This window comes from Paenibacillus sp. FSL H7-0323, assembly GCF_038002725.1.
In the GTDB taxonomy this organism is placed as follows: domain Bacteria; phylum Bacillota; class Bacilli; order Paenibacillales; family Paenibacillaceae; genus Paenibacillus_AQ; species Paenibacillus_AQ odorifer.
Map to the genome: position 1 here is coordinate 5,743,806 of NZ_JBBODB010000001.1, position 23,413 is coordinate 5,767,218.

Sequence of the window (23,413 nt, forward strand, 5' to 3'; positions counted from 1 at the left end):
TTTTTATATCGTTTTCGTTTTCAGCTTTTCTAAAAGAACTTTCCACCAATGTATAGATTGCTCAAGTTGAGAAGCGTAGTAGCTTTCCATGAAATCTACACTTTCACGAGTGGAGCTATCTACATCTATTTGCTGGTAGATTTGATTTAATTGATCTTTTTTTATAAGTGACTGTTCAATTTTCTTCTCGATAATCGGGATCACTTTATCAGTCTCTACAAAACGAAGATTCACAAGAGCGACAATCATATCTGAAATAGATTCTGCATCTTCTATTACCTTATAAATTTTGAGCGGGAGCTGCTTGCGCCCTTTATCGGTAATGGAAAACACCTGTTTGTCTGGACGATGTTCTTCTTTGATAATCTCTACCTGTTCAACTAAGCCCTGTTTCGTAAGAGATTCAAAGTGATAATACAGTTTGCTTTCAGATAGATTGAGCAATTTATCAAAAGGAATAGGGGTGGATAGTTCTTTTTTTAATTTATAAGGATAATTATTTTCATCCATTAACTTACTTAAGATATAAATTTGAATTGACATCACAGAACCCACTCCTAATTGTTGGCTAAACTCTATCTTACCAAACCTAGGCGGTTATTTCAGCTGTATTTTTAACTTCAACGGGCAGTATAGTTTCTTTAGTTACAGGTACAGGTTTATGAACAAACCGGACGATTACAATGTTAATCATCATAGCCCCGGCAAATACGCCTGCTAATCCCCATAAGAAGGGGGCTGGACTAATAGAACCAAACATTTGTGCCAAATAAGCTTGCACAGAATAATACATCGGGGTGATGCGGCCGAACCAATCGTATGGTGTATACATCATATCACGAGGCATGGTAGCACCATTGGCGATGGTTTGCATGAGCAGGATTGGAATATTTAAGACCATACCGCCTTCGCCAACTAGGAAGACCATAATCGCACACACGTTAAATGCAGCCATATACATTAGAATTTGCTGAGCAGCAACTGGTAACAGTAAAGATAGGTCTACATCTGCAACAGAGAAGGCAATGGTTAAAGCAACGACTGTTGATAATACAGCGATTAATAAAGCTGTCAATTGAACGAACATAAACAGTTTTGTCTTGCTTGCTTTCCCGCGGTTCGCTTTAAAAGAAGCAACTAATTGCATGGAGGCAATCATTGCCCCAACATAACCAGCCATAGTTAAGAACATAGGTAACATGTTGTTGTGCATGCCGTCCGGAACATCATTGATGACAACATAATTCCCGACATAACTATTTTCAATTTGTGTAGCCATTGCGGTGGCTTGTTCTTCTGGTACGTTAAAGTTCATTAACACACCTTTTGCGGTTTGCTCTGAGAAGTTCGCGCTTAATTGTTTGTTAATTTCTCCTACAACGGAAGACATGGCTGAAGATACCATGGTGGCAGAAGCTTCGTTGACTGTGAAATCAATACTTGCGGATACCTTACCGCTTTGAACGTTAGCTGAAAATTCTTCTGGAATATGGACAACTAGAGCTAACTTATTATGTTCTAATTCATCCATCGCTTTTTTATTCGATACATCGGTTTTTATCGTTTTGAATGGTAAACTCTCCGAGAACTGACTCGAAATCTGAGCCCCATATTGACCTGCATCATCATTGACAATAGCAATTTTTAAATCATCCATGTTCCCTGGAAGTGCTGTATACCCTGGTAAGAAAATACCAAGCATCGCAATGGCATAGAACACACCCATAAAAATAGAACCAATGGCCCCTTTGGACTTCAAAAACTGTGAAAACTTCAACTGTATTCCTTCTTTCTTCTAAATAACACTTTTATTTTAGTACTCCAATTAAAGTACTTTTAACTGAGTGAAATTTATAGTACGATAATTCATTATAAATGTCAAATTTAAGATACAATGGGTAAGTAGTGAATGATTAAAAAAATGAATAACTGAAGGGACTTCGAATATGAACAAGGTTATTGTAATTGGTGCAGGCATATTAGGGGCTTCAGCAGCTTATCAGCTAAGTAAGTTAGGTGCTGAGGTCATCATTATAGATCGTAAGGATGTTGGACAAGCAACGGATGCAGCAGCAGGGATTATTTGTCCATGGTTGTCTCAACGCAGAAACAAAGCATGGTATCGTCTTGCTAAAGCGGGAGCAAGCTTTTATCCGGCACTTATTCAAGAGTTGGAAGAGGCTGGAGAAACCGAGACTGGATACGCAAAAGTTGGAGCGATATGTATCCATGAGGATTTGAAAAAGTTACTCGCGATGAAAGAAAGAGCGGAGCTGCGCAGAGAGGACGCCCCTGAAATAGGGGAACTTACGATGCTGACGGATCTTGAAGCGCAAGAGAAGTTTCCCTTATTGTCGGAAGGTTATCATGCGCTTCATGTATCCGGTGCAGCAAGAGTGAACGGACGTGAATTACGTGATGCTTTGCTAAGGGCTGCTCAGCGTAATGGTGCGCAAATGATTGAGGGCGATGCTATTTTAGAACATGATGAACATGAAATTAAAGGGGTTAGTGTAGGAGAACAGACATTCACAGCGGATGAAGTGATTGTGTGCGCAGGGGCTTGGTCTAACGCTTTGCTTCATCCGCTTGGGATCATGCTTCAGGTGCGTTATCAAAAAGCTCAAATTATGCATTTGAAGCTTGCTCAACAAGCGAGTACAGAGCAATGGCCTGTGGTAATGCCGCCTACAGATCAATATATACTCGCATTTGCGGATCAAAATATCGTGGTAGGTGCTACTCACGAAAATGATGTCGTAGGTTATGATACTGCTGTAACCGTAGGAGGAATGCAAGAAATTTTAAATAAAGGTCTTCAAACGGCCTCCGGTCTTGCAGATTGTAGCCTAAATGAGATAAGAGTAGGCTTCCGTCCATTTACAGCAGATTTTCTTCCCGTGTTAGGCAGGGTTCAAGGATGGAATAAACTAATTGTTGCTAATGGGCTAGGGTCATCGGGATTAACGATGGGCCCCTTTCTTGGTGAGCAGCTAGCCAAGCTAGCCATGGATCAACAGGTAGATATTCCGCTTGAAGACTATGCATTAGAGCATACGATAAGTTTGGAACTGTAGGAACGTAGTGTCCGCCTTTGTCACCGGATTTCAACCATGAAACATGGTAATAATCGAGAAATCTGGTGACAACAGCGGCCGGAAGTCCAAACATTCACCGGAGTCACGACCTTACCTTAATAGAAAAATCTTAAGTTCAACTAGTATAGCGAAGCTTTTTTTTATCCTTTATACTGAAAAGACCAATTAATCTTCCTAGGAGTTGTCTAACGAATCATGATAAAGAAAGAAGTCGCGCATATACGCAAGCAATTTAAGCTGGATCACGATTTAATGAGTATTTACGATATTCTCAACGTGTATATTATGAAGGAAAGCAACGAGATCTATCATTGGGAGCGCCAGCCATTTGGAATGGTGGACAGAGAGAAGCAGGAGCTGTATATGGGCAATTTCAAAAAACTCCTGACCGGTGAACTGGATCAGAAATTGTTCGAGTTGAAGTTTCAAGCGGAAGCGGAGGAGCCAGCGCAGGTGATGCTTCATCAAGCTTTGGTGACAGGGGATCCAGATGAATGGCAGGACCTGATGCTACTGTTGGTGGACAGAATGATGGCGGATACTCATTATGAACGGGATACGGTGATCACTTTCGTTCGAGGACAGTATTTCCGCCCGACTAAAGATAGAAACGATGAAGCCGAGGAAAGTGAGAAAAACGAATTATTCGCGCATCCTTTTATCCTATGCAGCGTGAATTCCACGGAGAAACAACGGAAGGCTCTCTTGTTTGATTACGTGGAGCGGGAGTTCAAGTACAATGTCATTGTAGATCCGATCGTCAAGTTAAGCACACCGGAGCAAGGTTTCTTTTACCCAAGCGTGACGGACAATTATTCCGATGTGAACCGCATTCTGTATTGTACGGGGAAATCGAACTTTCCAGATCCGCATTTTGTCGGAGAGGTCTTGAATGCCGAAAGATCCAATACGGCCCTGGAAGAGAGAGCTATATTCGAAGACATCGTGAAGGAAGTGGCGGGCGAACAGCTTGATGCAACCACTCTCGCACAGGTGTACGAGGAGATCCATCAGGTCATCGAAACCAACGACGATAAGGAAGAACCTCCAAAGCTCGATTATAGAGACCTGGAACGTGTACTAACGGTAAGTGGCGTTGAGAACGTGACAATGGAAAAAGTGGAACGGGCGTTTGAAACGATCGTTGACGATAAGCATTATGAGATGAAGGCGAGCAGCGTAATGCCGAAATTCACTACCAAATCGATTAAGATCGATACAAAGGTAGCTACGATTTCGGTCAGCCCGCAGGATTTAAAATATGTGAAGCAAGTGAATTATCATGGGAGACGCTGCATTTTGATTGAGGTTGACGAAGATGCCGTGATCGAAGGCTTCACCCTTACTACAGAGAATCTTTAGACTGCTTCAACAATGCTATGGGCTATCCTTAAAGTCTTTGAACAAGACTAAGGATAGCCCAATTTGTTTTGTATCAAATACGGTGATTAAAGATATATTCGATATATTCTTTTGCGCTAGTATTAATTTCTTCATCGCTGGCTTGGAATGAAGCTCCAAAAACAGCAAAGTACGGTAGGGCTTCTGCGCCTACATGTTTGGCACTGGCGTTAAAGGGTGCGATCACTTCGTCTACGGTAAAAGAAACAGAGCCCTCTGGTTGATAATTTTCTTTTTTATCACCGATGGACAGGGCCAGCCCTAACTTTTTCCCGTTAAGCTTGTTCCCGTTTGATCCATAAGCCCATCCGTAAGCCAACACATCGTCAAACCATTTTTTCAATAGCGGCGGATAACTGTACCAATACAACGGGAATTGAAAGATCACATGGTCATAAGCTTCCATTAGATTCTGCTCTCTAGAAACATCAATATTCCAGTCAGGATACTCTTTATAAATCTCATGAAGGGTAATATCGTTGGGATATAACAGCAGTTCTTCTTTCCAGCGCTGGTTGACCCTCGAATTCTCAAGGTTCGGATGCGCCAAAATCACTAGTGTTTTCATGATGAATCTCCATTCTCAGGCCTATATTATATATGAATATTATTATTATCTTGCAGGTTGTAAAAAAAGAAAATACACACAATAAAGTAAGATGGTTACTTCGAGGTGTGTACTGGACTCCGAAAAAAATATATGCAACAATGAAGTTTTGAGTAAGCTTAATTTGATCAGCATGAACGAGGTGTTATTCTATGAAACAATATCATTTAGGGATAGAGGCAACACTAGAAATCATCGGCGGAAAGTGGAAAGCTTTGATCATTTGCTTTTTGATGTCCGGTGCCAAAAGAACAAGTGAATTACAGCGTAATATTCAAGGCATCTCACAAAAGGTTCTGATCCAGCAGCTTCGTGAACTTGAGAGGGATGGGCTTGTCAAAAGATTCGTGTACCAGCAGATGCCGCCAAAAGTTGAATACAGCCTCACGGAATATGGCGTTACAGCCAATAAGATCGTGGATGTTATGTGTGCTTGGGGGAAAGAAAATATAAAAATAAGACAAAGACGAGGAGAAGAGATCGTCTTGTTGGAGGATACATGTCCTGGAGCAAATTAAAGCAACAACTGGAGAGTTTTCTCTGTCCCGCGTTATCCGGCAAGGTTGAATATCGCGCAAGCAGCTACCGTTATTTACCTGATAAATCAGGGAGCTGTTATATTTCGGTAGATAAAAAGAACGTACTCAATATGAATGATAGAACTAACTCAATCAGATGGTATCAGACGGAGCAGGAGATTAAGAATGATTCAGAACTCCAAATTCCAATCCACCCTGAAGACATTGAAGCGGTTAGAAAAGATAGTAAAGGGAACATCCCGGAGGATCGTCTAATAGTCATTGCAAGAAGCAGAAAAATATCAGAAGTTGCAAAGGAGCTTTTGTCTGCACAGACAACATTAAGTAAATCGAATTTTATCGTTATAGCTAATAAGTTTCTATCTACTTCTATAGAGGAAAGCATAGAGAGCGATGATATCTTATTGAATATTCTGGCTTTAGTGGATAGACGGGTTGGGAAAAAGCGGATTTTAAACATGAGCGAGAAGATGCAGTTAAAGCATCCGATTGTGCAATATTTTTATGAACTACGGCGTAGTACATTGTGAATATAACTAAACTCTCCCTTGCTCAATGGCACCTGCTTCATCCATTATAAATAGGTAATCATCTCCCCCATAGAGCGTATCTTTACCTGTATCCATAAAGGAGAGAAAATAGGATGGAACTCAAAAAAATAAATGACTCTATTTATTATTTGGAAAGTGTCCGAGAAACAGACAGACCTGTTTTGGGATATGTTGTAGGTGACAGCTTTTCAATTATGATTGATTGTGGTAATTCAAAATCGCATTTAGATGCCTTTATAAAGTGTTTAGATGATAACAATCTGCCACGTCCCAAATATGCTTTGATCACGCACTGGCATTGGGATCATACCTTTGGTATGCATGCTTTTGACGGGGAAACTATAGTCTCTTCAGCAACGAATGAGGCACTAAAGCGCCTGAAAGAATGGGAATGGGATGAAGAAGCTGTTGTAAAACGCTTAGTGACCAAAGAAGAAATAGAATTCGCCTATAACTGTATGAAAAAAGAATATGATACGTTTGATAAGATTAAGGTTAGCACAGGAAATATTATGTTCGAGAATGCTTTAACGCTGGATTTAGGGGGCACCACTTGCCAGATTATAAAGGTAGGAGGGCCACATGAAGACGATTCTTGTGTTGTATATATAAAAGAAGCGGGAGTATTATTCGCAGGCGATGCACATAGCGGGGATTATTATCATGGAGAAGGTAAAATTGATCCGATAAAAATGAAAGAATATATTGAGCTTTTATCGACTCTTTCATTTACTACGTATATCCCGGGGCACGACGCCCCTATGAGCAAGGAACAAATCATTCCCTTGTTAAATAGATTTTGTGAGGTCAAGTAAGGGCTAGCCTTATCACATAACAGCTTATTTTATTAGGTGAATTGTTAGGTATGAATTCGGTAGTGTACCGGACGCATGCCTTTTTGTTGTGCCTGATGGGGCAGTTCATAGAGGGGGCTTATTTGCGTTTATTGGGAAGCAGGGTTACGATTAACCATAAGCAGCCTTGCTTCAGACCCCTTCCGAGCTATTAGAAATCTTAGACGAATTATACATCGATGGCTGGGGACTTGTACAGAAAGGGAAACAGAAATGGATAAGAAAATAAGCGTAGAGAATCTAAAACTGACACCACAAAATGATACTTATTATATTGCTTGGAGTATCGGAGTCGATAAGAAGTATAAAAAGCATATGAAAAAAGAAATAAAGAGCCAACTCACAGACGTTCTAGGATCCATGACTCAAAATAATGCTGTGGAGGATATTTCAGTTTACAGTCATAACAAAACAGCCGAAAAACATGGAGAATTCATTATATGGGATTATCTTATCCTAATGCAGATCAAGGAAAAAGAAGATGCCGAATTCATTTTACCTAACTTAAAAAATGTGAATATACCTTTCGTGCTCGAAACAATCCGTATGGAGTTACTTGTAACCACACCAAACAGCACGTACCCTACACCAGGGGAAGGCGCGCGAAAACGGCATGTAAAGCCATTTTATGCAATTGAATATGTCGATGTTCAGCCTAATCATTTAGATGAATTCCGAGACATAATGATTAACAATAATGGACCGGCAATGAAGTACATAATGGAGGAAGCGAGATGGTGTCATAATTTTTATGCATTAGAAACGCTGACTGTCTTCTATCATCATTCAAGTTATCCTACTTGGAACCAGATTCATGTCATAGGTTTGTATTTGGAATCAATTTTTCTATATAAAAAAGATTTCTCAAAAGGGCTGGCACTGACCCACAGCATTTCATTTGAAGAAAACTTTGCGCAGTTAAAGAAGATAAGAACCATGTTATATAAAACAATCGGGAGAAAGATGATCTAGAATAGATCAATGGATCAATGGATCATACCCACCCCGTAAACTCCAATATAGACGCTTTAGCGGATTGTGCTTCGGATTGTGCGCCTTTACGCCATTGTTTAGGTGACTCACCCATAAGCTTGGAGAAACATCGGTTGAAGCTGGATATGGACTGAAAACCGACTTGCTCAGAGATGGAGAGAATGGAATCATCCGTACTTTTTAACTGCTTGCAGGCCTCTTCAATACGGGTACTGTTTAGGAAGTCGAGAGGTGCGGACCCCATAATCTCATGGAATTTCCTGCGGAAATGAGTGGTACTTAGGTGGCACAGATCAGCTAAAAAATCGATGGTAATCGGCATCATGTAGTTTGTAGTGATGTATTCCAGAACGGGTGAGATGACAAAATCGCCCTTCAGGCTATGCTCTGTGTCTTGATTAACCAAGGGTTCATACCGGGAATGAATTCTTAGGAGTTCTATATAAAGCGATAACAATAAGCCGTAGGCACTTTCTTGATAGTAAGGATTTTTTTGTTTCAATTCCTCCACGACCGATGTCGCAAGGGTATAAACCTTGGGATGTTCCTCTTTATTCAAAATACAGTTTGTTCCCTTTATAGCCCACAGATTCGGCTCAAAGTTGCTGTAAGCGCTCTTGAAGGATTGCTGAAAAAGATCCTCAGGCGAAAAAAAGATATAAGACCACAGACTGGCTTCATTCGGCGAACTATAAGTTGTATGAGGGAGATACCTAGGGATGAAGGTCACATCTCCGGCTTTAAAAGGCACAGATTCTCCTTTGATCTCCATGATGCCGCTATCCGAATGGCAAATGCCAATCTCCAAATGATTATGGAAATGCAGATGTTCACTTTTAATATCAGAAATCTTCCAACGTTCACCACTTAACAGCAAGATAGGAAAGTTTATCGGTAAGCTGTAGTGGCGGTATTCAATGACGGGCTTCTTTTTTCTGGGCATATTCTCAATACTCCCATTCTTATTACGTAGGTTGAGTAGATTATAGGTTAACGTTATATCAAATTCAACTATATAAAGAGAACTTGATATTATACAATTTGGGAAAAAAGTGGCGGAGGAGAAGTTTGGAACTGTAGGAGCGTTAGCGTCCGCCTTTGTCTGCAGATTTCCACCGCGAAGAGCGGTATAAAATCAAGAAATTCTTACGACAACAGCGGCCGGAAGTCCAAATATTCTCTGTAGTCACGGCTAATTCCAAGATATAGCGAACAAAAGTTAATGGTTGAAATTGCACAGTTTAGTTATGAATATGCTTAGAATCAGACCATTTTACTACTTACAATAGAGTTAGTAAAGCGTTTACAATATGGACGGACAGCTCTCAAGCGCCTTTGGGGGCGTGTGCGAAAGAGAGGAGAAACAAGATGCTTCAATTAACTTATGACAGAGAAGAGATTTTAAGGGTCATCGACAAAGTGGTCAGAAAAACAATGGCGATGGATTTAACATGGGACTGGCCTTGTGGTGTGGCTTATTATGGGGTAACCAGAGCTTATGAAACTACAGGAAATAAAGAGTATTTGGATATGCTTGTCCAGTGGGCAGATGAATATATCGAGCTGGGTCTGCCGGATTGGACGGTAAATACCTGTGCCATGGGCCATATGCTGATCACTTTGTATGAGGAAACAGGCAATCAGAAATATTGGGATATTGTGATGAGCAAAGTAGATTATCTGCAGAACAATGCGCTTAGATTCGGAGATCATGTGTTGCAGCATACCGTCTCTATTTCTAATGATTTTCCAGAACAGGCATGGGCGGATACCTTGTTTATGGCGGCATTTTTCCTGCTCCGTGTAGGAAGCAAATTAAAGGATCAGGAAATGATTCAAGATGCCTTGAATCAATATTATTGGCATATCAAATACCTGCAAGATCCTAGCAGCGGGTTTTGGTACCATGGCTACAATAATGTGAAGCAGGATCACATGTCTGGACTATTCTGGGGCAGAGCGAATGCTTGGGGCGCATACACCATGTCGCAAGTTAAAAAGCTTTTGAAAGAATGGTATCTGTATCCGCAGTGTATGGACGTGGAGTGTTCGCTGCGCGATCAGCTGGCCGCACTCAAGCTGGTGCAAACGGAGAACGGCCTGTGGCGGACAGTACTCGATGACGAGGAGTCTTATGAAGAAGTATCCGCGTCTTGCGGTATTGCGGCTGCTATGATCAATAACGGCAATCCGCTGCATACCAAATATGTGCAAAAGGCCCTGAAAGGTATTTTGAACAATATCAGCGAAGATGGACGGGTACTGGGTGTCTCTGGCGGAACAGCGGTTATGAAGGATCGGGAAGGATACCGCAATATTCCAAAAGACTGGATTCAAGGCTGGGGGCAAGGCTTAGCATTAGCTTTTCTATCCGATATGCTTAAATAGGAGGGATCCAAGTTGTCCAAACAAACAACGGGGGCCTTTACACTGCCGGGAGAATCCGGTTATGAGGCATTGACCCTGGAATTAGCTGAACGTTGGGGTGCCGATGTCATCCGTGACAGTGACGGCACACAGTTGTCCGATGAGATTATCAACGCAGGATACGGCATTTATTCTACAATCTGCATCATCAGAGATCATAACGAATGGGCGTCCCAGAATTCAGACAAGCTGCAGCAGAGCTTTTTAATAACAAATCCGAAGGTAGCGGTACAAGATTATTTATCCATCTATCTGATGGAGGATTTTTTTGCTGAACAATTCCGAGTGAATGATTCCAAAGAGGCGTTTAAGTACTGGCAGGTTTTTGACCGAACGACGGGCGAAGAGGTTCCAAGAGAACTGTGGAATTATGAGCGGGAATCGGGAAATGTAGTCATTACTGGAATAACGCCTTGGCATAAATACACAGTCAGCTTCATGGTCTACCGGATTTGGGAAGAGATCTCCATGTACAATCACACCACGAATCACTGGGAAAAAGAGCATCTGATGCAGATTGATCCCATCTATGTAGAAACGCAAAAATATTTACTCCATTGGATTGAAGATTGGTGTCGTAAGCATAAGGAAACAACAGTGGTTCGGTTCACCTCCCTCTTTTATAATTTCGCCTGGATCTGGGGCAGTGATGAGCGCAATCGCCATTTGTTCTCGGACTGGGGTTCATATGATTTTACGGTAAGCTCAAGGGCGCTTGATCTGTTTGCCAAGAAATATGGGTATTCGCTCACGGCCGAGGATTTTGTGAATGGTGGGAAATATCGGGTCAGTCATATCCCGGCGCAGCAGCGGAAGCTGGACTATATGGCATTTATCAATGATTTTGTCATCGAATTTGGTAAGCAATTAATTGATATTGTGCATAAGCACGATAAGCTGGCGTATGTCTTCTATGATGATAGTTGGGTTGGCATGGAGCCTTACAATGACCGTTTTGAGGAGTTTGGTTTTGACGGGATGATTAAATGTGTGTTCTCAGGGTATGAGGCAAGGCTTTGCTCTGGTGTAAAAGTAGATACCCATGAGATTCGGCTGCATCCCTATTTATTTCCGGTTGGATTGGGAGGGCTTCCTACGTTTATGGAGGGAGGTAACCCTACGCTCGATGCCAAAAAGTATTGGATTAATATCCGGCGCGCCTTGCTCAGAGAGCCTATAGATCGGATTGGACTGGGCGGATATTTGCATCTTGTAGAGCCTTATCCGGATTTTTGTGATTATATCGAAAAGATCGCGGATGAATTCAGAGAAATTAAAGAGCTGCATCATAAAGGCAAACCGTATCACATTAAGACGAAGGTAGCCATTTTGCACGCTTGGGGCAAATTGAGATCGTGGACCTTGTCCGGGCATTTCCATGAAACGTATATGCATGATTTGATTCATATCAATGAGGCTTTGTCCGGATTGCCGGTTGAGGTGCAGTTCATTGATTTTGAAGATATCCGTAAGGGAGTATTACATGAGTGTGATGTAGTGATCAATGCCGGCTCGGCAGGTTCAGCATGGAGTGGTGGAGAATACTGGAGTGACCATAAGTGCGTGGACTTACTGACAGAATGGGTTTATGAGGGTGGTACTTTTATAGGTATCAATCAGCCTTCGGCGCTTGATGGTTATGACAGCTTTTTCAGAATGGCACATGTGCTTGGTCTGGATGAGGATACAGGCTCCAAGGTAGCTCATGGAAGATGGACATTTGAGGCTAGAGATGAGCAAGGTTTAGTGCCTGAAGGAGCCAGCATAACACCTAAAAATAACATCTATCTTACGGATGGCTCAGCAGCGGTATTGTGTGAAAAGAGTGGGATGATAACATTGTCCACCCATGCCTTTGGTAAAGGAAAGGGGATCTACCTGCCTTCTTTCACCTTAAGCTTTGAAAATACAAGATTGCTATTAAATGTGATTCGTTATGCCGGGAATGAGTTAAAGGAAACAAAGTACATTACGGATAATTTATATACAGAGTGTGCTTATTATCCAGAAAGTAAAATACTCGTCGTGATTAACAATAGCGACCAGCTTCAAAAAACTACGATTGATACGGAATATGGACAACAAACCCTGGAATTAGATCCGTTTGATACTATTATCCAAACTATTGGCGATTAATCCCATTAAAAAAGCTCAAGCCAGCGGCTAACTTGCCGATGCTTGAGCTTTTTGCTGTGAGGCCTATAGTATCTGTTATCTACTTATTTTGCTTTTATGAATTCAGCAGATTTGATCCCGGCTTGACGACCAAAAATAATGATTTCTGCAACAGAGTTGCCGCCAATCCGGTTTTGTCCGTGTAAGCCGCCTGTAACTTCGCCTGCCGCAAACAGACCAGGGATAGCTTCACCATCTTTATTTAGAACCTCTGTGTTCGTATTGATCTTCACGCCACCCATGGTGTAGTGAATCCCAGGAGCAATTTTAATAGCGTAGAAAGGACCAGTGGACAGGTCATTGTCCATTCCTGTAGTTCTGCCAAATTCGGCATCCTTTTTATTCTTAACGGCGCTGTTCCAAGTATCAAGCGTTGTTGCCAGCTTATCCTCTGGAACACCGATTTCTTTGGCCAAAGCTTCGATGGAATCCGCCTGAATCACGAAGCCCATTTTGTCATATTGTTCAACAGCCTTCACACGGGATTTAACACCGGAATCAAAGACCAGCGTAGCTGCTTTTTCAGGTAGTGTATTGATGGAAGCTGTTACTTTATCACGGGTATCCAATTCATTGGTGAACCGTGTACCTTCACTGGAAACAAGGATAGCGCCTTCCCCACGAACAGCTTCGCCGATGAGGTAGGATTTTTCTTGCTGCACAGTCGGGTGAACTTGGATTTGATCCATATCGACGGTTGTGCCGCCGAGTTTCTCAATCATCTTGATGCCGTCTCCGGTACTGCCGATTTGGTTAGTAGTAACGTAGCCTTCCAAGTCAGGTCTTACTTCGGAGATCAAATCCATATTGGCACCGAATCCGCCAGTGGTTACAACGACAGCATCTGCCGTAATTGTTTTTTCCTCTGTTTGGTTAAAGAGGACCTTGACGCCATTTACTTTGCCATCTTTTTCAGTGATTTCTTTGACATCAGCATTCACGAAAAGTGGGATTTCTTTCTCTTGTACGTTTTTTACTAAACCTTTGACAAGGTATTGACCCACAGCAGAGCCATCTTCAGGACGGTGTGTACGTTTTTCGTTCATGCCGCCTGTAATGGTGATATTGTTCAAGCGGATTCCGATGGAATCCAGCCAATCGATCGCACTCGCGGAATTATCAACGAAGAAACGAAGCATTTCTTTGTCGTTAGTGTCATGGCCACCTTTTAATGATTCTTCATAAAATAAATCATTGCTGTCTTCAATGTTTTGTTCTTTTTGGAATTTCGTTTCAGAAGCGTTCATTCCCGAAGAGGATTTGGTTGTGTTCCCGCCGGCAACCGGCATTTTTTCCAAAATAACAGGGTTCATGCCTTTCTCTTTGGCCTCAAGCGCCGCGGACATTCCCGCACCACCCGCACCGACAATGATGATATCATATTTATCTTTTAATTGATCAAATGGTGTGTAGCTTGCTTCAGATGCCCCGGAGACGGCTTCAACTTCTTTTTTCTCGTTGTTATTACTCTTGCTCTCGTTCACCTTGTCGTTTCCATTACCGCAACCTGCGGTAACGAGCATGACAGAGAGGACGAGACTCAGAGCACCAGCTGCTTTCTTTTTCATTGTTAACCCTCCACTTTTATATTTCTCTATTAAGATGTACCAAAAGAACCCGACAAAAAAGAAAGGAAGTATCAGAGGGAGTTGGAAGTGGAGAAGCGCGCGCGTCGCTGTTATTCTCCTAACTTCAAATCTTCTACGGTTACGTCCACAGTTTCCATCGTTATTCTCTTTAGTTCATCTTCTTATTAAGTATACCATCAATCATGACTATTAGTGAAAGTTTTCACAAATTATACAAGTCGTCTATTCTAACATAGGGTAACGAAATATTGAGCGGATTAGGCGGAAAATGGACCATAAACCATATAACTAGAAGATTTGACGTGAGATTTTCTCACTGTAGAAGTGGTAACTGTCACGGATTAGTAAAGCGGTTTTTGTTCTTCTGGATTTTTAAATGGTAAAATGAGAGTATTGCCTACTAGTCAATCTGGAAAGACTAACATGAGACATAGAAACAAATTCTAATTAATAGGTGAGAATATGGAATTTAATAATGTAATAAAAGAAAAAGTAAAAGAAGATAACTATAAAGTGTTTGCTTTACTAAGCCGCTATTTGAATAATACCCCCGACTTTATTAACAAAGAAGAAATTGAAGAAATCGTAAACTGTGGTGTATCTTATGAATACGCTTTTGGTTTAATGCTGGCTGCTGCTTTTGGGATGGATACGGTTGATAATGTTGATGATAAGGAATTGTTCAACCAATATTTTAGCAATATGCTTCATAAGCTTGATGCAAATGAATATTATGACAATCCATATTATAAAAATATCAAGATACCAACTATAAAGATTAATAATAGTGAATTAAAATATGAAAAATATAAACCTTTTGAAGGTTTTGTTTGCAATGATATCATCCGGACAGAAGAGGGAAGACAAATTCCTCAGGTTGGTTTTTTTCAAACTGAATTCATGTTCCCGGCTGTCTTGGAGAATGAAAGAATATGGATGACGATCACACCAAATGAAATAGAAACAATGAAAGAAGCTGTTGATAAAGCGTTTGGGAATGTTCTTACATTTGGGCTTGGACTTGGCTATTATGCTTATATGGTTTCTGAAAAAGTTAATGTTGAAAGCATAACGGTTGTTGAAAAAAATCAAGATGTCATTGATTTATTTAATAAATATGTACTGCCACAATTCAGTAATGCTCACAAGATCAGGCTTATCCAAGCAGATGCTTTCGAATATGCAGAACAACATATGTCTAAGGAAAAATATGATTTTGTATTTACGGATTTATGGCATGATGTTTCTGATGGAATGGACATGTATTTAAAAATGAAAAAGTTTGAAAAGAAAAGCCCGGATACTGTATTTATGTACTGGATAGAACAATCTATTTTATGTTATTTGTAATTTTGAGTTGCGTTAATCTGTTGTAGCTGACTCCGAAAGGAAGAACCCATTTTTGAAAACTCCTATATCTATCATAAATTGGCTAGAGCACAACGAAATCATAAACGACTTATTAAATCAGGAAGACAGCTTAACTGCGCATACAATGGATCAAGGATTTGAAGCTGAGGTCATGAGGATTAATTCTGATCAAGAGAGCTATGTACTGAAAACATGGAATAAGGAATCCAGACCGGATGTCCAGTTTCAATATCGTTTATTGGATGTTCTATCCGAACGAGGAGTAGCCGTCTCTAAACCAGTGGGCTGGGGAATCAATCCGGAGGGACATAAGGTGTTGTTAACAAGTTTTGACGGAACCCCTATTCATAAAATGAATACCAGGAAAATGAAGGAACTCGCAAGCCTATTAGCAAAAATACATAAAATTCGCGTTGAAGAGATTGGAAATATACAACTGCCAAAATACGATTTCATCGGCTATTTTTTCCCTGAAGCCAAAGAACAATCTGATATTTATAATGTGTTGACTGCTCTTGTTGAGCAAACTCCAATGAAGCAAGACTGTATCATTCATGGGGATTTTCATATCGGAAATATAGTGGAGGATAAAGAGCGATATACCATAATCGATTGGACGAACGGCCAGTTGGGAGACTCTAGATATGATTTTGCCTGGTCACTTATTCTGCTGAAAATATATATCTCTGAGCGTTATGCTGATGTGTTCCGAACTGCTTATCTATTGGAAAATGATATGGATCAGGAAGAACTTGAGATCTTTGAAGCCTGGGCATGTCTACGGTGGATTTTGCTGAATAGAAGAGGTGGCACACCGAAAGGGCCTAATACAACGAAGAGAGTGAAAGGCTTAATCGCTAATAATCGGTTTTTAAAAAAGATGGATAGTAAATTGTTCTGATGTACGCAAGGATGGATGGATTTTCTGGGAGATTGGAAATGTAATGTAACACCGTACATTATTACGTTATTAAATTATTTGTGGTATATTAAAGGTAGAAAAGACGTAAAATGCAAAGAGAGCCGTGCTGTAACACGACTCCCAAGGCAATAGCCGCTTTTAAGGGCGGTAGGCTTCAGCAAATAGGACACGACAGATAGACCGCATGCCTTTGTGAGTGGGCGGTCTATTTGCGTTTATTGGACAGCAGCGCTACGATAAGCGAACCAAAGGTTAGCATAAGCATCATTGCTTCAAACACTGTCACAAGGCATCCCTCCCTTCGGTGAGAGGTAGCCGACCGACCCTTTAAGCCTATTCTATTTGCTCCACCAGTATAGCATAATCGTTTGAAAGAGAATTAAGACTCTTGTCATAATACTCCCTAGGATTGGAGTAGTTTTCCATTTCCTCTCTTTGTCTCCGCAACTCTCTCCATTTTGAAACTTCCGTATCACATTTGCGATTTTTTGATTCCCAATTGTAGGACGTACCTCTCTTTCTAAATCTCTTCTTTGCGAATTCCCAAACATCCGATTTTCATTGGATTTTCAGTTTGGGTGTTTATAATGCTTTTTATGAATCGGGGCAGCGGATTGTAAAGGGCTTTCGATTGCGCAAAGGAGGTTTTCCATGATAAGAGGAATTCAAAAAACATTGTATCTCATACTTGCATTCTTTATCGGTCTTTTTATCGCATCCTCCTTTTTTATTAGGGCGAAATATAATTATTTCGTATATGGGGACACGCCAATTTTGGAGAGACAACAGCTGGGTCTTTTTATTCTAGTGATCGCAGTGGTGCTGGCATTAAGCGTTATTTTGTATAAAATGTGCCTGAAGCTTAATAAGTACAGTTGGAAAATAGTCATTCCAGCCACACTGCTGTTTTCTTTTGCAATCCAGATGGTGATTATCTTTCTGTTTCCACGCTTGCCGACGGATGATTCACAGACAGTCCTTTCATTGGCACTCGACATGCTGTACAGGAATGATTATTCGTCGTTTGACACGAACGGCTATCTGCATATGTTTCCGTTTAATTTTTCGATCGTTTTATATTTAAAGACGTTGTTGTTGATCTTTCCGGATAATTATCTGGTAATCAAAATATTTAATATTCTGTTTACACTCTTAACCTCATTAATGATTTACATGCTGTATAAAGAGCTCAATTATAAGTCCAAGGATAAGGATTATGGCATCCTCGTGTTTGCTGCAACCTATATCCCTTCATTGTTTATGAGTAATTTTATCTATAACGATGTGATCGCTACCGCCTTTCTGACAAGTGCTTTATATTTTGCCATAAGATTTATTAAAAGAAGGTCCATTAAGGATATTCTCTTCGCAGCTCTCTTACTGGCAATAGGTAACTATTTCCGCAGTATCGGTGTTATTTTTCTGATTACCGTGGTGGCGGGTCTTTTATTTAACATACGTTCTATCGGGGTGAAAAAGGTTTTTAGCGCTTTGGTTATCACGGCCATATTGTTTAATGTTCCCGGCTGGACGCAAAATGCTGTGCTGCAGGCGACGAATGTTGTAGATGAACCGATGAACGAAAATTCCGCACCTGTCTACATGTGGCTGAATATGGGGATCAATCTGGAGACGTTTGGGTTCTGGGACAACCGGGAGAGCTACACTATCTATCAGCAGGATGCAAATTATAATAAGGCAGAAAGTACGGAGTTATTTAAAGAAGAAATCAGTAATAAACTCTCCGAGGCGGGCCTAAGTGACTTAGTGAAGATGTATTATAAAAAAATCGTTTGGACCTGGACGGAAGGAACCTACCAGATGGAACGATATGGGCTCGGAAATGACGGGTCATCCAGTAACGGGGGAAGAATGGGCTTTGTCATGGACCGTTATAGCTACACTAATGCTGCTACGGATTTGTTTAAGGCAGACTCCAATTATAGAAGTGGAATGTTGTGGCTGCTGTATGTCCTGAATTTTCTGATGTATGTATTTATACTCGTTCGCTTAATGGGTGGAATAAGAGCCAAAAGATTCGAAGAGACCTCTTTGATTCTTGTGGTGCTGGGCTTTATCGGATTCTATCTTTTATGGGAGATCAAGTCCCGGTATATTTACCCGGTGTATCCGCTGCTAATCGTATTATCCTACATGGGTTTTAAGGACGTATACGATTATATGTTAAAAAGATGTTTTCCACGTTAACTATGTTCGCTCGGAAAGAGGGGATTCAAAGATGCGGACCAAGCGGTATTTCGCTTTGCTCATAGCAGTGCTAAGTTGTTCCATGGTGCTCGTCTCCTGCGATGCTATTACCGCACAGAAGATAACGAGTACTGACTCCGGGTCAAGAGCGAACGGGGGACAGGGCTTCACCGGCGGACGGGGGAAAGATGGGGGCGGATCTCCCGGCATGAATGGTGGGTCAAGGAGAAACGGCAACCCAGATACAGATGGCGGTGGCGCACAAGGTGGGCGGCAGTGAACAAATTTCATGAACTTGCCCCAAGCCTACGAAGATTAAGTGTGATAGGATAAGGTTACATTTAAATTCCCCGCGGGGGTAAGAAAAGGGAGCACCATGAGAATCATTATATCGCCTGCCAAGAAGATGAAGATGGATACGGATTTCTTGGATTGCCGCCAGATGCCGCAATTCATAAGCGAGTCGCAGACTCTTCTGGCCTTATTACAAAAGTTGAATTATGAAGAAGCCAAATCGTTATGGAAATGCAATGATGCCATCGCCACGCTGAATGTGGAGCGGATTCGGGATATGGATGTAACACGGAATCTTACACCGGCTATTTTTTCTTATGAGGGTATCCAGTACCAGTACATGGCACCAGGGGTACTTCAAATGGAGGAGTTGGAATATCTTCAGCAGCATTTACGGATATTGTCCGGATTCTATGGAATCGTCCGGCCATTTGACGGCGTTGTGCCGTACAGGCTGGAGATGCAGGCAAAGCTTAGCGGACCTGGTTTCAAGTCTATCTACGAGTTCTGGAACAGGAAGCTGGCAGATCAGCTGTTTTCGGAGACTGACATCATTCTGAATCTGGCCTCTAAGGAATACAGCAAGTGCATCTCCCCTTACATTGGCGGGAATGTTCGAATGGTTAGTTGTGTATTCGGGCAGGAGATCGGCGGTAAGGTAGTAGAGAGAGCGACCCTGGTCAAGATGGCCAGAGGTGAAATGGTACGCTTCATGGCTGAGCGGCAAATCAGCTGTGTGGAGGATATCAAAGGCTTCGACGGATTTGATTTCAGCTTTGCTGATGAGCTGTCGGATGAGCGTACGTATGTGTTTATTCAGAAAAAGAATGACTAGAGCAAGCAGTACATGATGGGTAATTCTGAAGGGGGTTGAATAACCTGCTTCAGGGTTACCTTTATTTTTTGGTCAACGAAACCAGATGCTGAATTCTAGTTTTTTTAAAGGGGATAGATTAGGGCATAGAGAATAAAGTTCGGGGGGAATAAGAATAGGTTAACGAGGAGGACTTATGATTTTCAAAAGAGATCCATTGGATAAACAGAGCTTACTTAAAGAATTGGATTCGCTAGGTTATTCCGACAGAATCAAGAAAGTAGCAATCCTAGGCCGTGATCATCTCGGATCTGTCCAGTACTCCCAATTACTAGCCTCTTTGCTGGAGGATGGCGTTTATGAAGCACGACTTGCCTTAATCGGTGCCATTGCAACACAAGATGCTGCTATTATTCTATCAGCACTGCGGCATCCCAAGGCAAGTATCAGAAATACGGCTGCGGGTCTTTTGGCAAAGGTGGCTTCGGATGCTGATATTGAACGTGAGCTCCCCCATTTATCCCATGATTGCCGCCGCAAGCTGTTGCATAGTATTTCACAGATTAACCGTCAGGAATTAGCAGAACGCTTATTGCCTGTAGTGTATGCCCGATGGGGAGCGGAGGAAGCCGCGATTATATTGCAGGCCTGTTATTCGGCTACGGTAAGTAAATGGCTTGCTGATATCGGGTATGCCATAAAAGACTGGAAGAAATTATCCAGCCGGCATCTTAACGTAGTAGCAGAATACTTTGCAACAACACTGGAAAGCACACCACTCAGGGAAAAAGGCTATGTCTGGTGGAGATTCTCATCAGCTCTGGAGATCCTATGCAATCTAAAGGCAGACTTGGTGCTGGAGTGTGCGCTGAATCATGGACCTATGGGCATCATACATCCTGCGTTAAAAGAACAGCTTGGCACGCTTGTACGCCAAAATCCTAATAAGGTATATCAGCTGTTAACACGAACGGAGTCGCGGAGCGATCTGATTTCTTATGGTATTCCTGAAGCTGTTCTTAAAAGGAAAAAATATTTATCCATGGATCAATGGATGGAGATAGCGAAACTACTCGCAGATCACCCTATGCACATAGCAAAGCTGCTTCATAATATTGCACCTTCTAACCGCAAAGTCATTTTCGATGCTGTGTATGAAGAAGATAAACGTAATGAACGTATTTTTCCGGAAAGATTACTGTATGTATTACCGCATGTCTTGCGTGACAAGGAAGCCACCCGGATGCTTGGCCTTCGTGAAATCAATGATGACCGGGAGAGAACAATCAGATTTACAGCTTGCCGTTCTATTCTTCATTCAAGAGCGGGACTTGAACAAGCAACACAGGTATCCAGTGCAGACGAACGTGCCACGGCGCTTATGCAGCTGATCAGAAGTACCGTTCTGTCGAGACAGGGTATGAATGAAACTTTGGTGTACCTGGGCCGGATTAAAAATGATCAGGATCCTGTCCGGGGCGCTGTGTTTAAAGAGCTATCGGAAAGTCCTGCGTCTGTGTTCACGGATGCCCATGTACAAGAGCTTACTTTGCTTGTTGATAGTGTTATAGAGGCCAGAGATACTTCATATGGTACAAAATTTTCCGTTCAACAACTGGCGTTTGCTATTCTCCGGCATAACGCATTACATCCTCATGGTGAGCTGTTTAAGTTTTCTTTAAAAACGATTCAGAAATTGGCCAAGCAGAATGGGCAGCTTTCCCTTCCATCCTTGGAGAAGAATTTACCCCGGGGAGTAGAAGAGATTATCTTCGACGAAATTTATACATTAGCTGTACAGGCCAACAAAAGAGAAGACTACAATCTGGTGTTAAGCCTAGCTAGCTCATTCGGTAAAAGAGGTTACGGCATCATAAAACTTCAGAATCTGTTAAAGGAAGCAACGAAGGCAAAGGCGGATTCTACAGCCATACAAGCGGCCAGATACTGGCTTGCGCCTCGTACAACGCGTGATGCCAGAGTTAAGGAATTATTAGTTTTAGATAAATCGTATATTACGATCCATGAAGTGTTCCAGCATCTGCATCTGAAGCGTCAGGAATGGCTCGATCCTTTTATTTCAGGAGCTGTCATTAAGGGCAAGTTCCTATCAGGCAAAACTATCTATCTTGTGCCGGCCGCGGATGGATTCTACAGATGGCTGCCACGTCAGCAACAAGCTTTAAGTGCCTTATTAGAAAAAATTGCATACGATGCCAAACGTAATCTTTGGGAGCGTGCAAGCGTTATTAAGATCATGGCAAGCATGCCTGATCTCGGTTCGGATAGGTTACTTGGGCTTATGCAGGATAAGGAAGTAACTGTAGTAGAAGCTGCACTTCATGCCTTTTCGCTTATGGAAGAACCGGAGAAGGCACTTCCCGTTCTGCTGGAGAATCTGGATGGGGACCGGGCCCGTGTAGCCATGTACTCGATACCCAGATGCATCCGCAGGGTGAATCCGGTGTTACTGGTTACCATGCTGAAAGAGCTTCTGAATCGGGATAAGCTGAAGATCACTGTCAGAAAAGAAGCCATCCGCTTACTGGGCGCTTATAGAAGCGATGACAGCCTTCCGCTATTAATGAATGAGTTCGAGAAACCCAATGCACACAAGGATGTAATCATAGCCATAGGGCATGCTGCGAAACAGCTTTTAGATGATGAACGCGCTTGGGATATGTTAAGTACAATGGCTTCTTCATCAGAAAGTGACATTGCAGGAAGTTTATTATCTCAACAGCCTAATGCTCTTCCGCTAGACTTTAGACCACGTTATCTAGGATTAATCCTTGAAATCGCAAGGCACCAAGATGCGTATATTGGCAGATATGCTTTCATTTCTATGATGCGGTGGACAAATGGAAATGAAGGGATTGTTGCAGCTGCCACCGCTCAGTCTATTACGGATTTGGAAGACAGCACTAGATGGGAAACTGCTATGAACACGCTGGTAGAAACCTGTCGCGATGGTAAGATCAATGAGGTTGTAGTTGGTGTATGTCAGAGACTGGTTAGTGCAGCGATAAGGGATGAATGGAACGCCACTGCCAAAAGAGATTTGCCTCATCGGCAACGTCTACTGAAATTAGTCAACCAGCTGATAGCGTTGCCAAAAATCACCCGGATGCACCTTATCCCTTTGTATACGGACCTGATTGACTGTCTGGCATCTGAGGAGACCTTACAGCAAACTGTGATGAAATTGTATATAGCAGCAATAGACTGGAATAACGTGGAGGAATCCGCCAATTATCTGAATCGGATCGTTACCACTATTTCAAATCAACCCCAGCTATTAAGCGATGTCTATAAGCAGGTCGCGTATAATTTAGAAGTGAGCACGGGATACTGGAGTCCGGAAATTTTATTGGAAATTGTAGATGTTCTAGGGTCTGAGAGCCGTTATGAATCTCAGTATATTGGACTTTCGTTGCTTGAAGTTGCCGGAAGTGCTCTATTGTGGAGTCCAGAGCCTGCAGAGCGTCTGCGGTTGTACAGAAATCACACGAACCTTGCGGTTCGCTCACTTGCGCTAAATATTTGGACGGCGATAGATTAGTTTTTGAT

The 23,413-nt window shown here is 41.9% G+C and carries 20 protein-coding genes; 14 read left to right on the forward strand and 6 right to left on the reverse strand.

The window, feature by feature from the left end; all coding sequences use genetic code 11:
* Positions 1 to 3: 3 nt before the first annotated feature.
* Positions 4 to 543 (reverse strand): PadR family transcriptional regulator, encoded by a 540-nt coding sequence (locus MHH89_RS25745; RefSeq protein WP_076128531.1) that lies wholly within the window; start codon positions 541 to 543, stop codon positions 4 to 6.
* Positions 544 to 589: 46 nt separating this feature from the next.
* A complete protein-coding gene (locus MHH89_RS25750; protein WP_076276961.1) occupies positions 590 to 1,777 on the reverse strand; it encodes a YhgE/Pip domain-containing protein in 1,188 nt (395 codons plus the stop codon).
* 169 nt (positions 1,778 to 1,946) lie between these two features.
* Here MHH89_RS25750 and MHH89_RS25755 point away from each other — a divergent pair, with 169 nt between their 5' ends.
* Both MHH89_RS25755 and MHH89_RS25760 read left to right on the forward strand, forming a co-directional pair.
* Entirely contained in the window at positions 1,947 to 3,077 is a 1,131-nt protein-coding gene (locus MHH89_RS25755; protein ID WP_076310537.1) for an NAD(P)/FAD-dependent oxidoreductase, read from the forward strand.
* 216 nt (positions 3,078 to 3,293) lie between these two features.
* Complete coding sequence (locus MHH89_RS25760) at positions 3,294 to 4,460, forward strand: DUF4317 domain-containing protein (protein ID WP_076128541.1); 1,167 nt, start codon at positions 3,294 to 3,296, stop codon at positions 4,458 to 4,460.
* A 73-nt stretch (positions 4,461 to 4,533) separates the two neighbouring features.
* Here the strand turns inward: MHH89_RS25760 and MHH89_RS25765 are convergent, their stop codons facing one another.
* Positions 4,534 to 5,067, reverse strand: coding sequence for an NAD(P)H-dependent oxidoreductase (locus MHH89_RS25765; RefSeq protein WP_076128543.1), 534 nt, complete (start codon positions 5,065 to 5,067; stop codon positions 4,534 to 4,536).
* A 191-nt stretch (positions 5,068 to 5,258) separates the two neighbouring features.
* Between MHH89_RS25765 and MHH89_RS25770 the strand changes: the two genes are divergently transcribed.
* From MHH89_RS25770 to MHH89_RS25785, 4 genes are all read left to right on the forward strand, one after another.
* A complete protein-coding gene (locus tag MHH89_RS25770) occupies positions 5,259 to 5,624 on the forward strand; it encodes a winged helix-turn-helix transcriptional regulator (protein ID WP_076282561.1) in 366 nt (121 codons plus the stop codon).
* The gene (locus MHH89_RS25775) at positions 5,606 to 6,175 is read left to right on the forward strand and encodes an SF0329 family protein (RefSeq protein WP_076308484.1); all 570 of its coding nucleotides are present in this window, start codon (positions 5,606 to 5,608) and stop codon (positions 6,173 to 6,175) included. The genes MHH89_RS25770 and MHH89_RS25775 overlap by 19 nt, the downstream gene beginning before the upstream one ends.
* A gap of 113 nt (positions 6,176 to 6,288) precedes the next feature.
* Positions 6,289 to 7,011, forward strand: coding sequence for an MBL fold metallo-hydrolase (locus MHH89_RS25780; protein WP_341088478.1), 723 nt, complete (start codon positions 6,289 to 6,291; stop codon positions 7,009 to 7,011).
* A gap of 252 nt (positions 7,012 to 7,263) precedes the next feature.
* Positions 7,264 to 8,022: a hypothetical protein gene (locus tag MHH89_RS25785; RefSeq protein ID WP_076305253.1), complete on the forward strand. Its 759-nt coding sequence runs from the start codon at positions 7,264 to 7,266 to the stop codon at positions 8,020 to 8,022.
* Between the two features lie 22 nt (positions 8,023 to 8,044).
* On the opposite strand, the gene MHH89_RS25790 is transcribed toward MHH89_RS25785, so the two are convergent.
* Positions 8,045 to 8,986 carry an AraC family transcriptional regulator gene (locus MHH89_RS25790; RefSeq protein ID WP_341088480.1) on the reverse strand — a complete coding sequence of 314 codons (942 nt, stop codon included), beginning with the start codon at positions 8,984 to 8,986 and terminating at the stop codon, positions 8,045 to 8,047.
* A gap of 425 nt (positions 8,987 to 9,411) precedes the next feature.
* Between MHH89_RS25790 and MHH89_RS25795 the strand changes: the two genes are divergently transcribed.
* Positions 9,412 to 10,431: a glycoside hydrolase family 88/105 protein gene (locus tag MHH89_RS25795; protein WP_076128555.1), complete on the forward strand. Its 1,020-nt coding sequence runs from the start codon at positions 9,412 to 9,414 to the stop codon at positions 10,429 to 10,431.
* 12 nt (positions 10,432 to 10,443) lie between these two features.
* On the forward strand, positions 10,444 to 12,606 hold the full coding sequence (gene gnpA, locus MHH89_RS25800; protein ID WP_341088482.1) for a 1,3-beta-galactosyl-N-acetylhexosamine phosphorylase: 2,163 nt from the start codon (positions 10,444 to 10,446) through the stop codon (positions 12,604 to 12,606).
* Positions 12,607 to 12,689: 83 nt separating this feature from the next.
* Here gnpA and MHH89_RS25805 read toward each other — a convergent pair whose 3' ends face one another.
* Positions 12,690 to 14,213 carry a flavocytochrome c gene (locus MHH89_RS25805; RefSeq protein ID WP_076190098.1) on the reverse strand — a complete coding sequence of 508 codons (1,524 nt, stop codon included), beginning with the start codon at positions 14,211 to 14,213 and terminating at the stop codon, positions 12,690 to 12,692.
* Between the two features lie 483 nt (positions 14,214 to 14,696).
* On the opposite strand from MHH89_RS25805, the gene MHH89_RS25810 reads away from it, so the two are divergent.
* Together MHH89_RS25810 and MHH89_RS25815 are read left to right on the forward strand one after the other, a co-directional pair.
* Positions 14,697 to 15,584 (forward strand): spermine/spermidine synthase domain-containing protein, encoded by an 888-nt coding sequence (locus MHH89_RS25810; RefSeq protein ID WP_254857080.1) that lies wholly within the window; start codon positions 14,697 to 14,699, stop codon positions 15,582 to 15,584.
* 52 nt (positions 15,585 to 15,636) lie between these two features.
* Positions 15,637 to 16,506, forward strand: coding sequence for an aminoglycoside phosphotransferase family protein (locus tag MHH89_RS25815; protein ID WP_341088484.1), 870 nt, complete (start codon positions 15,637 to 15,639; stop codon positions 16,504 to 16,506).
* A gap of 226 nt (positions 16,507 to 16,732) precedes the next feature.
* Here MHH89_RS25815 and MHH89_RS31390 read toward each other — a convergent pair whose 3' ends face one another.
* A complete protein-coding gene (locus MHH89_RS31390; RefSeq protein ID WP_367946913.1) occupies positions 16,733 to 16,813 on the reverse strand; it encodes a putative holin-like toxin in 81 nt (26 codons plus the stop codon).
* A gap of 365 nt (positions 16,814 to 17,178) precedes the next feature.
* Between MHH89_RS31390 and MHH89_RS25820 the strand changes: the two genes are divergently transcribed.
* The 4 genes from MHH89_RS25820 (at position 17,179) to MHH89_RS25835 (ending at position 23,405) form a co-directional block, all read left to right on the forward strand.
* Positions 17,179 to 18,735, forward strand: a complete 1,557-nt coding sequence (locus MHH89_RS25820) for a glycosyltransferase family 39 protein (protein ID WP_341088485.1) — start codon at positions 17,179 to 17,181, stop codon at positions 18,733 to 18,735.
* Positions 18,736 to 18,766: 31 nt separating this feature from the next.
* Positions 18,767 to 19,015 carry a hypothetical protein gene (locus MHH89_RS25825; RefSeq protein WP_341088486.1) on the forward strand — a complete coding sequence of 83 codons (249 nt, stop codon included), beginning with the start codon at positions 18,767 to 18,769 and terminating at the stop codon, positions 19,013 to 19,015.
* A 96-nt stretch (positions 19,016 to 19,111) separates the two neighbouring features.
* Positions 19,112 to 19,864, forward strand: a complete 753-nt coding sequence (gene yaaA, locus MHH89_RS25830) for a peroxide stress protein YaaA (protein WP_076279447.1) — start codon at positions 19,112 to 19,114, stop codon at positions 19,862 to 19,864.
* Between the two features lie 175 nt (positions 19,865 to 20,039).
* On the forward strand, positions 20,040 to 23,405 hold the full coding sequence (locus tag MHH89_RS25835; RefSeq protein ID WP_341088488.1) for a HEAT repeat domain-containing protein: 3,366 nt from the start codon (positions 20,040 to 20,042) through the stop codon (positions 23,403 to 23,405).
* Positions 23,406 to 23,413: the final 8 nt, after the last annotated feature.

Excerpts from the sequence above, each read along its gene's own strand:
- MHH89_RS25745 (WP_076128531.1), bottom strand. The coding sequence starts at position 543 with ATGTCAATTCAAATTTATATCTTAAGTAAGTTAATGGATGAAAATAAT.
- MHH89_RS25755 (WP_076310537.1), top strand. The coding sequence starts at position 1,947 with ATGAACAAGGTTATTGTAATTGGTGCAGGCATATTAGGGGCTTCAGCA.
- MHH89_RS25760 (WP_076128541.1), top strand. The coding sequence starts at position 3,294 with ATGATAAAGAAAGAAGTCGCGCATATACGCAAGCAATTTAAGCTGGAT.
- MHH89_RS25765 (WP_076128543.1), bottom strand. The coding sequence starts at position 5,067 with ATGAAAACACTAGTGATTTTGGCGCATCCGAACCTTGAGAATTCGAGG.
- MHH89_RS25770 (WP_076282561.1), top strand. The coding sequence starts at position 5,259 with ATGAAACAATATCATTTAGGGATAGAGGCAACACTAGAAATCATCGGC.
- MHH89_RS25775 (WP_076308484.1), top strand. The coding sequence starts at position 5,606 with ATGTCCTGGAGCAAATTAAAGCAACAACTGGAGAGTTTTCTCTGTCCC.
- MHH89_RS25780 (WP_341088478.1), top strand. The coding sequence starts at position 6,289 with ATGGAACTCAAAAAAATAAATGACTCTATTTATTATTTGGAAAGTGTC.
- MHH89_RS25785 (WP_076305253.1), top strand. The coding sequence starts at position 7,264 with ATGGATAAGAAAATAAGCGTAGAGAATCTAAAACTGACACCACAAAAT.
- MHH89_RS25790 (WP_341088480.1), bottom strand. The coding sequence starts at position 8,986 with ATGCCCAGAAAAAAGAAGCCCGTCATTGAATACCGCCACTACAGCTTA.
- MHH89_RS25795 (WP_076128555.1), top strand. The coding sequence starts at position 9,412 with ATGCTTCAATTAACTTATGACAGAGAAGAGATTTTAAGGGTCATCGAC.
- MHH89_RS25805 (WP_076190098.1), bottom strand. The coding sequence starts at position 14,213 with ATGAAAAAGAAAGCAGCTGGTGCTCTGAGTCTCGTCCTCTCTGTCATG.
- MHH89_RS25810 (WP_254857080.1), top strand. The coding sequence starts at position 14,697 with ATGGAATTTAATAATGTAATAAAAGAAAAAGTAAAAGAAGATAACTAT.
- MHH89_RS25820 (WP_341088485.1), top strand. The coding sequence starts at position 17,179 with ATGATAAGAGGAATTCAAAAAACATTGTATCTCATACTTGCATTCTTT.
- MHH89_RS25825 (WP_341088486.1), top strand. The coding sequence starts at position 18,767 with ATGCGGACCAAGCGGTATTTCGCTTTGCTCATAGCAGTGCTAAGTTGT.
- yaaA (WP_076279447.1), top strand. The coding sequence starts at position 19,112 with ATGAGAATCATTATATCGCCTGCCAAGAAGATGAAGATGGATACGGAT.
- MHH89_RS25835 (WP_341088488.1), top strand. The coding sequence starts at position 20,040 with ATGATTTTCAAAAGAGATCCATTGGATAAACAGAGCTTACTTAAAGAA.